Genomic DNA, 10,308 nt, shown 5'->3' on the forward strand with positions numbered 1-10,308 from the left:
GACGGGCCCCCCGCACCGTGGGCCCGCGCGTCCGCCGCCTCGGCGAACTCCCCACGCTCACCAACGAGGGACCGTTCCGTCGCGGTCCGGGTCGCCACCCAGCGCGGCGACGCCCAACCAGTCCGCGCAGACGTCCGACGTCGCCGGGTGCAGCGAACCGCAGCGGGCGTCCCGGTAGAGCCGCTCCAGCGGGTGCCCCCGTCGGGTGGCGGAGGTGCCGGCCGCCTCCAGCACGGACGCCGCCACGTCGGCGGCGGTGGTACCGGCGAGCAGCTTGGCCCGCCAGACCCAGCGGTTGGTCTCCGCGTCGCCCGGTGCCTCGTCCACCCGGCGGGCCGCCTCCGCGACCACCAGTTGGGCCGCCGCCACCGCCGCGTCGGCCCGGCCGAGGCGGGACCGGACCGCCGGCAGCCCGGCGAGGTCGCGGGCGTTCAGGTGCTCGGCCGCCGCGTCGACCGCAGCCCGGGCGACCCCCACGTAGACGGCGGCGTAGCTGGCCACCAGCCAGTGGGGCATGAGCTGGGCGACCACCAGGGCCAGCCCCTCCACACCGCCCAGCAGCCGGTCGGCCGGCACGGTCACGTCCAGGTGCAGGTCGTGCGAGGAGGTCGCGCGCATGCCGAGCGAGTCCCAGGTGGGCTCGACGGTCAGCCCGTCGCCGGCCGGCACCAGGAACTGGGAGACCACCGACTGGTCGGCGGCGCTACGGGCGGCCACGAGGTAGCCGTCCGCGTGCCCGGCCCCGGAACAGAACGTCTTGCTGCCCTTCAGACGCCAACCGCCGTCCACCGGCTCGTAGACGGTGCTGAGCTGGGAGAGCCGGGCACCAGCGCCGCGCTCGCTCATCGCCACCGCGTACCAGGCGCCCTCGGCGGCGGCGGTGAGCAGCCGGTCCCGGGCGGCCAGCGCCTCCTCCGGCACCCCGAGCGCCTCGGCCAGCTCCTCGGTGACCGCGCCGAGCGCCCCGGTGACCGAGGCATGCATGTTGAAGACCAGGGCCGTCGCACCGTTGCCCCGGGCCAGCTCGGTGGCGACCGCGGCGTACTCGGCGAACGTCGCGCCCGCCCCGCCGAGCGCGGTGGGGACCATCAGGCCGAAGAGCCCCGCGTCGCGCAGGTCCCGGAAGTCCTCGGCCGGGAACGAGCCGTCCCGGTCGTGCTCCGCCGCCCTCGCGGCGAGCCTCGGTGCCAGACGGCGAGCCGCCTGGAGCGCGTGCTGCGTCATACAGCCCCCTTCTCGGCCCTCTCCCTACCCCCAGGGACGGGCACCGTTATCCGCTGCGCGTACCACGCCCCTGGTAGAGCACGGCGGTCGACCAGGTCGGCACGATCCGTGGCGCCGGGCCCGTAACCGTCGCGTGCGGACGGTTCCCGGGCGCGTACGGACGGCCGGTGGCGCGCAGCCGGCGGACCAGCCAGCCGAGCAGCCCGGGCACCCCCGGCCGGATGCCCCGCAGCCGCAGGTCGACCCCGTGCCGGGCGCACTCGGCCACCAGCGCGCGGGCGTCCACGAACAACCGTGGGTCGTGGATGCCCTTCGGCACCGTGGGCAGCCGCTCGGCGATCCGCACGGCGAGCAGCCGGCTCAGCGCCGTGTCGTTCAACGTGTCGAGGACGAGCAGGCCACCGGGCCGGAGCAGCCGGCACGCCTCGGCCACCGCGCGCCGCCAGTCCGGCAGGTGCTCCAGCAGCTCGCCCGCGGCGACCACGTCGGCGCAGCCGTCGGCCAGCGGTACGGCGGTGGCGTCGCCGTTGACGACGGCCACCCCGTGCGCGGCGGCCTGTACCAGGGCCGAGCGGGTGAGGTCGACTCCGACGTGCCGATAGCCCTTGCCGGCCAGGTGCGGGGCGAGCAGCCCGGCGCCGCAGCCGAGGTCGACCAGGAGGGCACCGGGGCGGGACGCCGTCGGCACCAGCGCCGCGCGGGCCTCGGCCAGCCAGTGCAGCATCGCGAACGCGCCGTCCGGCCGCCACCACTCGTCGGCCAGGTCGTCGTACTGGCGCGGATCGTTGCGTGGCAGGGTGCGGCCCGCATCTGGCATGGATCGAGCGTGGCACGACTGCCCGGTAACGACCAGACTTCCCTCATGTCGCCAACGGTGCTAGGGCTGGTCAGGGCGAGTCACCCGGAGCCGGCCGCCGCAGTCACCACGGTGGCCGGGCTGCTGGCCTGGGGCGTCGGGCACCGCCCGGCAGGCGTCCTCGCCGTGGTGCTCACCGTCGGGGCCAGCCAGCTCGCCGTCGGCTGGGCCAACGACGCGCTCGACGCCGACCGGGACGCCACGGTGGGGCGTACCGACAAGCCGGTCGCCGTGGGCGCGGTGAGCCGGCGCGTGACGGCCGTGGCCGCGGCGGTGGCCGCGCTCGCCACCCCGCTGCTCGCGCTGACCACCGGCCCGGCCGCCGCGCTCTGCGCCACCCTCGGGTTGGTGTCCGCGCTGTCCTACGACTGGCCGCTGAAGTCGACCCCGGTCTCGGTGCTGCCCTACGCGGTCTCCTTCGGCTCGCTGCCCGCCTTCGTCGTGCTGGCGCTGCCCGGGGCGGTGCTCCCGCCGGTCTGGCTGGTCGCCGCCGCGGCCTGCCTGGGCGCCGGGGCGCACTTCGCCAACGTCCTGCCCGACCTGGCCGACGACGCCCGGACGGGGGTGCGGGGGCTGCCGCACCGGCTCGGCCCGGCCGGCAGTCGCGCCGCCGCCGCGCTGCTGCTGCTCGCGGCGACCGCCACGCTGGCCCTCGGGCCGCCCGGGCCGCCGTCGGGCGTCGGCCTCGCCGCGGTCGCCACCGCCGTCGTGGTGCCGCCGCTGAGCTGGTACGGCGGGCGCGCCGCCGCCCGGGCCGGAGGCCGCCAGGTGGCCGCCTTCCGGGCCGTGCTGCTGGTCGCCCTCATCGACGTCGTCCTGCTGGTCACGAGCGGCCGGCTGGTGTGAGGCGTGCCCCGGGGAGTGGCATCTCCGGGTCGGCGTGCGGGGGTGGATCAGGCCCAACTACCCTGGAGCGCGGTCTGCGCGGGCATGGCCACCATGCCCGGCGTGAGCACCGGGTGGGATCGTGACGAGGAGGACCGACGTGACGCGCTCGATCAGGGGTTCCCGACGGGCGGCCCTGCTGCTGACCGGGATGGCCACGGCGACCGGGCTGCTGCTGGCCGGCTGCGGCACCGGCCAGGTCTCCGAGACCGCCAACAAGGAGCCGTCGATCCAGGGCGTCAACCTGTCCGCCCGCGACGACGACTACACCGTCCGCGGCCTGCTGCTCGGGTTCCCCGGCATCGAGGGCTACAAGGCCGGCAGCAACGCCGTGCTGAGCGCCGTGATCTACAACGACTCGCCGGACCCGGTGACCGTGACCGTGACCACCGACAGCGCCCGCGAGGTGGTGATCACCGGCACCGGAGCGACCGCCAGCCCGTCCCCGACCGAGCCGGCGCCCGAGTCGCCGTCGCCCACCCCGTCCGGGTCGGAGTCGGCCAGCCCCGGCACGTCCGAGAGCCCGTCGGGATCGGCCAGCCCCGGCGTTCCCGAGAGCCCGTCGGCCCCGGAGAGCCCGGCCGCGCCGGCCGGCGAGCCGGCCCGGGTCGAGATCCCGCCGATGAGCTACGTGCGGCTCAACACCGAGTCCGACCGGGTACTCCAGCTCATCGGCCTGAACGAGTCGCTGCGCTCCGGCCAGAACGTCGTCGTGACCTTCGACTTCGGCAACGGCGTCACGGTCACCAGCCAGGTGCCGGTCGCCGTACCGCTCACCCCGGCGGCGCCCCCGTCGAAGATCGTCGAGCGTCTGGGCGGCTACGAGGACCAGGAGGGCGGCGGGCACTGACCCTCCCTCCGGCTCTGCTGATCGAAGACACCGTCGGCGTGGCGACCGCCACGCCGACGGTGTCTTCGTCGTACGTGGGGACTAACGTCCCGGTGTGACCACCTCCCGATCGACCTCCTCCCGAGCCGGCGGGGCCGGCGGGCGCGGCCGTGCGAGCGCTCGCGAGCCCCGGCCCGCCTACGAGTGCGACGCCTGCGGGCACCAACCGCCGAAGTGGGTCGGGCGCTGCCCGGAGTGCGGCGAGTGGGGCTCGGTGGTCGAGTGCACGGTCACCGGCCCGACGGTCTCCGGCAAGGTGGTCAGCTCCCGGATGCCGGCCGAGCCGGCCCGGCCGATCGCCACCATCAGCGCCGCCCCGGCCCGGGCCCGCCCCACCGGGGTCAGCGAGCTCGACCGGGTCCTCGGTGGGGGCCTGGTCCCCGGCGCGGTGGTGCTGCTCGCCGGCGAGCCCGGTGTCGGCAAGTCCACCCTGCTGCTCGACGTGGCCCAGCAGTGGGCCGCCGGCGCCGGCAGCCCGTCCCTGGTCGTCAGCGGCGAGGAGTCGGTCAGCCAGGTCCGGCTGCGCGCGGAACGGATGGGCACCCTGCACGACCAGCTCTACCTCGCGGCCGAGAGCGACCTCGCCGCGGTGCTCGGTCACCTCGACGCGGTCAAGCCGGGCCTGCTGGTGCTCGACTCGGTGCAGACCATCTCCACCACCGGCGCCGAGGGCGTGTCGGGCGGCGTGACCCAGGTGCGGGCGGTCACCGCCGCCCTGGTCTCGGTGGCCAAGGAGCGCGGCATCGCGACCGTGCTGGTCGGCCACGTCACCAAGGACGGCCAGGTGGCCGGCCCCCGGGTGCTGGAGCACCTGGTCGACGTGGTGCTGCACTTCGAGGGCGACAAGCACTCGTCGCTGCGCATGGTGCGTGGCGTGAAGAACCGGTTCGGAGCCGCCGACGAGGTGGGCTGCTTCGAGATGCACGAGGGTGGCATCAGCAGCCTGGCCGACCCGTCCGGGCTGTTCCTGACCCGCTACTCGGAGCCGGTGCCCGGCACCTGCGTCACCGTGGCGATGGAGGGGCGTCGGGCGCTGGTCACCGAGGTGCAGGCGCTGATCGGTGCGACCGTGGCCGGCTCGCCCCGGCGGACGGTGTCGGGGCTCGACTCGGCCCGGCTCGCGATGGTGCTGGCCGTGCTCCAACGGCGCACCGAACGCCTGACCCTGCACGACCGGGAGGTCTTCGCCGCCACCGTCGGCGGCATCCGGGTGGTGGAGCCGGCGGCCGACCTCGCCGTCGCGCTCGCCGTCGCCTCGGGCGGGCTCAACCTGGCCATCGCACCGCACCTGGTGGCGATCGGCGAGGTCGGCCTGACCGGCGAGGTGCGCCGCGTGGGTGCGGTGCCGCGCCGGCTGGCCGAGGCGGCCCGGCTCGGGTTCCGGCTCGCACTGGTGCCGACCGGCTGCGGCCCCGACAGCACCGGCGTCACGCCGGAGCACATGCGCGTGCTCGAGGTGACCGACGTGCGGTCGGCGCTCCAGGCTGTCGCCCGGGCGTCCGCCGAGTGAACGCGGGGGCGGCCGGTGGCACATCCAGCCTGATAACGGACAGCTCGGACGCCGGCCCACGGTCCGGGCGAGGCGGGGCATCGTGACACATCACAGTAACCACGACAGCACCCACCGCAGGGCAGTCCGTAGACTGTGCCCGTGCCGATCGACCGCGACACCGCCAAGCCTGCTGGCGCGACGCCTCACGCCCGCACCGGCGCCGTGGGCTCGCCCGCCCGCCCGATCAGCGTGAGCGTGACCGGTGGCGCCGGGGGCGCCGGTGACCCGTTGCGGGCGAACCTGGCCCTGATGGCCCCGGGCACCGCGCTGCGGGACGGCCTCGAGCGCATCCTGCGCGGCCGGACGGGCGCGCTGATCGTCCTCGGCTACGACAAGGTCGTCGAGGGCCTCTGCACCGGCGGATTCCCGCTCGACGTCGAGTTCTCCGCCACCCGGGTCCGGGAGCTGTGCAAGATGGACGGCGGGGTCGTGCTCTCCAGCGACGGCACCCGGATCGTGCGGGCCGCCGTGCACCTGATGCCCGACCCGACCATCCCGACCGAGGAGTCCGGCACCCGGCACCGCACGGCGGAGCGGGTCGCCCGGCAGACGGGCTTCCCGGTGATCTCGGTCAGCCAGTCGATGCGGATCATCAGCCTCTACGTCAACGGCCAGCGGCACGTGCTGGACGACTCGGCGGCGATCCTGTCCCGCGCCAACCAGGCGCTCGCCACGCTGGAGCGCTACAAGCTCCGGCTGGACGAGGTCTCCGGCACCCTCTCCGCCCTGGAGATCGAGGATCTGGTCACCGTACGGGACGCGGTCGCGGTGGTGCAGCGGCTGGAGATGGTCCGCCGGATCGCCGACGAGATCGCCGGCTACGTGGTGGAGCTGGGCACCGACGGCCGCCTGCTGGCCCTCCAACTCGACGAGCTGATGGCCGGCGTCGACGCCGACCGCACCCTCGTGATCCGCGACTACCTGCCGACCGGCCGGAAGCCCCGCACCCTCGACGAAGCACTGGTGGAACTGGATCTGCTCGGCGCGACCGAGCTGATCGACCTGGTCTCGGTCGCCAAGGCGATCGGCTATCCGGCCGCGTCCGACGCGCTCGACGCGGCGGTCAGCCCGCGCGGCTTCCGCCTGCTGGCCAAGGTGCCCCGGCTGCCGGTGACCGTGGTCGACCGCCTCGTCGTGCACTTCGGCAGCCTCCAGCGCCTGCTGGGCGCCACCGTCGAGGATCTCCAGGCCGTCGAGGGGGTCGGCGACGCCCGTGCCCGGGGCGTCCGCGAAGGCCTGTCCCGGCTCGCCGAGGCGTCGATCCTCGAACGCTACGTCTGACCAGCGGCCGGCAGCCGCCGTCGTCACGGCCAGCGCCACTGCGCCGGTGTGTCGAACCTCATCGTGGCCGGCGGCTGGGCCCGACCTGGCCGGGCCGGTGGCGGTGAGCGGTCGCTCAGCCGGTGACGGTGAGCTTGACCGGCTCGCTGTGCTTGGTGCCGACCCTGGCGAAGAGCTGGTACGTCCCGGCCGGTGGGTTCGGGCCCGCCGCCACCCCGTTGGCGCACTTGGTGGTGTCGCGGCCGTTCCAGCCCACCTGGTAGGACCGCTCGAAGCCCGGCGTGAAGGACTGCGGATCGGTGCCCTTGCCGGTGCCGCAGGTGTCGGACGACCAGATCTTCTCGGCCCCCGACTTGATGAACAGCTCCTGCACGTCGGCGCCGACGTCGCGGCTGCACGTCCGCTCGGACCGATTCTTGATCTTGAGCTGGAGATCCGCCACGGCTCCCCGGACCACCGAGGCGGGCTGGGCCACCGCGGTCACGGTGATCTCGGCGTCCGTGCACGTGCTGTCGTCGACGACCGGCACACCCGGCGCCGGCGGCGAGTTGGTGGTCGTGCCGTCCGGGGGGTCGGTGGCATCCGGCCCGCCCGCCGCACCCGGCGAGGGCGCCCCGGTCTGTGGGGTGAGCACCGAGCCGGTGGGCTCCGGCGTGGCGTCAGGTGACGCCGCACCCGGCGAGGGCTGGGCACCGCCGCCCCGGCCCCCGGTCCGGTCTGATCCGGTGCACGAATAGAGCAGGACAATCAGGAAGAGAAGCCCCGCTCCGAGCACGACGGCGCGACGCCGCCAGTAAACGGCGGGTGGCAGGGGGCCGACCGTCAGACGCATGATGCCCCCACCGTAGCGGCGCATGGCACGGCGGCCCCGCGCGACGCGCCGAGTCGTCGGCAGCTCACCGCCCCGACCCTCCACATGCGGCGGTCACGCCTGTCGACCGTGTCCCGCCGGCGAACCCGGATCGCCACGCCGCCGCCACTCAGAGATACACCTTGCGCTGGTAGATGGCGTGGGCGCCGGCAACCCGGTCCAGGAAGAGCAGGCCGGCACAGTGGTCGATCTCGTGCTGGAGGGCCCGCGCCTCGAACCCGTCCGTCACCAGCCGTACGGGCCTGCCGGTGCCGGGCAGCACGCCCTCCACCACCAGCCGGCTCGCCCGTTTGACGTCACCCGTCAGGTCGGGCACCGACATGCACCCCTCACGGGCCACCTTCCACCGGCTCGCCTCGACGACCCTGGCGTTGCACAACACGAAGGTGCCGTGCACCGTGAGCGCCTTCGGGTGGCCTGTCACGTCCACCGCGAAGACCTGCGCGCCCACACCGACCTGTGGGGCGGCCAACCCGACGCAGCCCGGCGAGACCCGCATGGTGGCGATCAGGTCGGCGGCCAGCCGTACCGTCTCCCGCGCGGTCGGGTCCACCTCGCCGCCGGCCCGGCTGAGCACCTGCTCCGGCGCGGACACCACCGGCCGCACCTCACCCGGCACGGACAGGGACTCCGGGGTCCAGTCGCCGAGGCCGACGTACGCCTCGGTCTCCGGGCCGGGCCCGACGCCGGTCACAGCAGATCCGGATCGGCCGGCCGGAGGGTCACCCCGACGCCCAGCTCCGCGGCGGTCGCCGCCAGCCGTCCGGCCAGCTCGTCGGCCGTGCCGGGCGGCAACTCCACCTCGGCGACCACCACGTAGAGCGAGCCGGTCAGCCGGGTACTCAGGTCGGTGACGTTACCGCCGGCGTCGGCGAGCACCCGGGTCATGGCCGCCACGATGCCCATCCGGTCCGCGCCGTGCACCGCCATCACGTACGGCTCACCGGCGGGAGCCGTCTCGCCGTCGGGGGTGACCGCGCGCACGGTGGTCAGCAGCTGGCCGTCGGCGGAGAGCGGCGCCAGCGCGGCCTCGACGTCGGCGGCGGCCGGGCCCACGCAGATCAGGGTCATCGCGAAGTGCCCCCGCAGCCGCGTCATCGTGCTGTCGGTGAGGTTCGCGCCGAGCCGGCCGAGCAGCTCGGCGACGTCGGCCACGATGCCTGGCCGGTCCCGGCCGATGACGGTGATCGCGAGCTCGTTCATCCGGGCATTCTGCCCGATCCGTCCGCCGCCGCCGCAGCGCCCCGCCCTGACCGCCCAGCCAGCGGGACAGGATCCGGCCTTCCTGGACGCGATCCGCCCCAGGTCGTCCGCCACGGCGGTGCCCGTCGTGGCACAGGTCGCCCGCGCCGCCCCGGCGGCGGGCCACGTGACATCATCGGCGGCGCGATGTCTGAGCCCACTTTCGCCACCCTGGTCAGCCGGTGGTACGAGGAGAATGCCCGCGACCTGCCATGGCGCGGGCCCGACGTGAGCCCGTGGGCGATCCTGGTCAGCGAGGTCATGCTCCAGCAGACGCCGGTCGTACGCGTGCTACCCGCCTGGGAGGCCTGGCTGGCGCGCTGGCCGGAGCCGGCCGCGCTGGCGGCGGACAGCCCCGCCGAGGCGATCCGGATGTGGGGGCGACTCGGCTATCCCCGCCGGGCGGTACGGCTGCGGGACTGCGCGGTGGCGATCGTCGAACGCCACGGCGGCTCTGTCCCGGACCGACTGGACCAGTTGCTGGCCCTGCCGGGCGTCGGCACGTACACGGCCCGGGCGGTGGCCGCGTTCGCGTACGGCCAGCGGCATCCGGTGGTCGACACCAACGTGCGGCGGGTGGTGTGCCGGGCGATCGCCGGCGAACCCGACGCCGGCCCGACGACCCGCCCGGCCGACCTGGTCGCCACCGAGGAACTGCTGCCGGCCGAGCCGGCCGCCGCCGCCCTGGCCAGCGCGGCCTTCATGGAGTTGGGCGCGGTGCTCTGCGTCGCCCGGTCACCCCGCTGCGGCGCCTGCCCCGTCGAGTCGATCTGCGCCTGGCGCGCGTCCGGCCGCGAGGCCCCGGCGGGCCCGACCCGCCGCCCCCAGCGGTACGCCGGCACCGACCGCCAGGTACGTGGACTGCTGCTGGGCGTACTGCGGGAGGCGACCGGGCCGGTGCCGCACCAGCGGCTCGACCAGGTATGGGCCGACGACGTCCAGCGGTCCCGGGCCCTCTCCGGGCTGGTGCGGGACGGTCTCGTGGAGCCGGTCGGCGAATCCTCGTTCCGCCTCGTCGGCGACGGCCCGCCGGTCCCCGTGGGTTGACGGCTCTCGCCGGTCCTCGGCCGATGCCGGGCGCGGCCGGTTGACGGCTCTCGGCGGCCCGGGGCCGCCCCCGGGCCTGGCAGGCTTGACGGCTCTCGCCTGTCCAGGACCGCCCCCAGGCCCGGCAGGCTTGACGGATCGTCGGACCGACGGCACGCCGGTTCCGTGAACCGATCTGACCGACCCGATCGGCATGGGCCGGGCATGACGGATCGGATCCCGGGCCTCGGCGGTGACGGGTTCGGATCCCAGGCCCCGGCGGTGGCGGGTTGGAATCCCGCCCCAAGCCTTGGCGGTGACGAAAGGGCCGACCCCTTGTGGGGTCGGCCCTTTCGTGGGTGGTGCGGTTCGTCTTGGTCAGGAGGCGTAGCCGCGGGTGGCGATCCAGTCGGCGAGGTTGTCGACGTTCATTCGGTAGGAGGCCTGGTTGGGGTTGGCGGAGTCGGCGATGGTGACGGTGT

The 10,308-nt window shown here is 75.1% G+C and carries 10 protein-coding genes and 1 pseudogene; 5 read left to right on the top strand and 6 right to left on the bottom strand.

The features are described 5' to 3' along the window. Positions 1–57: 57 nt before the first annotated feature. Positions 58–1,224: an acyl-CoA dehydrogenase family protein gene (locus AB0D32_RS28855; RefSeq protein WP_357096972.1), complete on the bottom strand. Its 1,167-nt coding sequence runs from the start codon at positions 1,222–1,224 to the stop codon at positions 58–60. A 46-nt stretch (positions 1,225–1,270) separates the two neighbouring features. After that, the gene (locus AB0D32_RS28860; protein ID WP_357096974.1) at positions 1,271–2,041 is read right to left on the bottom strand and encodes a methyltransferase domain-containing protein; all 771 of its coding nucleotides are present in this window, start codon (positions 2,039–2,041) and stop codon (positions 1,271–1,273) included. A 45-nt stretch (positions 2,042–2,086) separates the two neighbouring features. Between AB0D32_RS28860 and AB0D32_RS28865 the strand changes: the two genes are divergently transcribed. The 4 genes from AB0D32_RS28865 (at position 2,087) to disA (ending at position 6,687) form a co-directional block, all read left to right on the top strand. Next, complete coding sequence (locus AB0D32_RS28865) at positions 2,087–2,926, top strand: UbiA family prenyltransferase (protein ID WP_357096976.1); 840 nt, start codon at positions 2,087–2,089, stop codon at positions 2,924–2,926. Between the two features lie 139 nt (positions 2,927–3,065). Next, positions 3,066–3,815, top strand: coding sequence for a hypothetical protein (locus AB0D32_RS28870; RefSeq protein WP_357096978.1), 750 nt, complete (start codon positions 3,066–3,068; stop codon positions 3,813–3,815). Between the two features lie 94 nt (positions 3,816–3,909). Continuing rightward, positions 3,910–5,364, top strand: a complete 1,455-nt coding sequence (radA, locus tag AB0D32_RS28875) for a DNA repair protein RadA (RefSeq protein ID WP_357096980.1) — start codon at positions 3,910–3,912, stop codon at positions 5,362–5,364. A gap of 141 nt (positions 5,365–5,505) precedes the next feature. Next, complete coding sequence (disA, locus tag AB0D32_RS28880) at positions 5,506–6,687, top strand: DNA integrity scanning diadenylate cyclase DisA (RefSeq protein ID WP_350926267.1); 1,182 nt, start codon at positions 5,506–5,508, stop codon at positions 6,685–6,687. Between the two features lie 115 nt (positions 6,688–6,802). On the opposite strand, the gene AB0D32_RS28885 is transcribed toward disA, so the two are convergent. The 3 genes from AB0D32_RS28885 to AB0D32_RS28895 all read right to left on the bottom strand — a co-directional run bounded on the left by AB0D32_RS28885 (position 6,803) and on the right by AB0D32_RS28895 (position 8,761). Beyond that, positions 6,803–7,519, bottom strand: a complete 717-nt coding sequence (locus AB0D32_RS28885; protein WP_357096983.1) for a hypothetical protein — start codon at positions 7,517–7,519, stop codon at positions 6,803–6,805. A gap of 148 nt (positions 7,520–7,667) precedes the next feature. After that, on the bottom strand, positions 7,668–8,252 hold the full coding sequence (locus AB0D32_RS28890; protein ID WP_357096985.1) for a peptide deformylase: 585 nt from the start codon (positions 8,250–8,252) through the stop codon (positions 7,668–7,670). Further along, positions 8,249–8,761, bottom strand: coding sequence for an ACT domain-containing protein (locus tag AB0D32_RS28895; protein ID WP_357096987.1), 513 nt, complete (start codon positions 8,759–8,761; stop codon positions 8,249–8,251). Before AB0D32_RS28895 ends, AB0D32_RS28890 begins: the two co-directional genes overlap by 4 nt. Positions 8,762–8,947: 186 nt before the next feature. Between AB0D32_RS28895 and AB0D32_RS28900 the strand changes: the two genes are divergently transcribed. After that, on the top strand, positions 8,948–9,847 hold the full coding sequence (locus AB0D32_RS28900; RefSeq protein WP_357096989.1) for an A/G-specific adenine glycosylase: 900 nt from the start codon (positions 8,948–8,950) through the stop codon (positions 9,845–9,847). 357 nt (positions 9,848–10,204) lie between these two features. Here the strand turns inward: AB0D32_RS28900 and AB0D32_RS28905 are convergent. Further along, positions 10,205–10,308, bottom strand: a pseudogene (locus AB0D32_RS28905) (phytochelatin synthase); the annotation flags it as partial.

Source organism: Micromonospora sp. NPDC048170 (assembly GCF_040652795.1).
Lineage (GTDB): Bacteria > Actinomycetota > Actinomycetes > Mycobacteriales > Micromonosporaceae > Micromonospora.

Coding starts and splice junctions, on each gene's coding strand:
- AB0D32_RS28855 (WP_357096972.1), bottom strand. CDS start 1,224: ATGACGCAGCACGCGCTCCAGGCGGCTCGCCGTCTGGCACCGAGGCTC.
- AB0D32_RS28860 (WP_357096974.1), bottom strand. CDS start 2,041: ATGCCAGATGCGGGCCGCACCCTGCCACGCAACGATCCGCGCCAGTAC.
- AB0D32_RS28865 (WP_357096976.1), top strand. CDS start 2,087: ATGTCGCCAACGGTGCTAGGGCTGGTCAGGGCGAGTCACCCGGAGCCG.
- AB0D32_RS28885 (WP_357096983.1), bottom strand. CDS start 7,519: ATGCGTCTGACGGTCGGCCCCCTGCCACCCGCCGTTTACTGGCGGCGT.
- AB0D32_RS28895 (WP_357096987.1), bottom strand. CDS start 8,761: ATGAACGAGCTCGCGATCACCGTCATCGGCCGGGACCGGCCAGGCATC.
- AB0D32_RS28900 (WP_357096989.1), top strand. CDS start 8,948: ATGTCTGAGCCCACTTTCGCCACCCTGGTCAGCCGGTGGTACGAGGAG.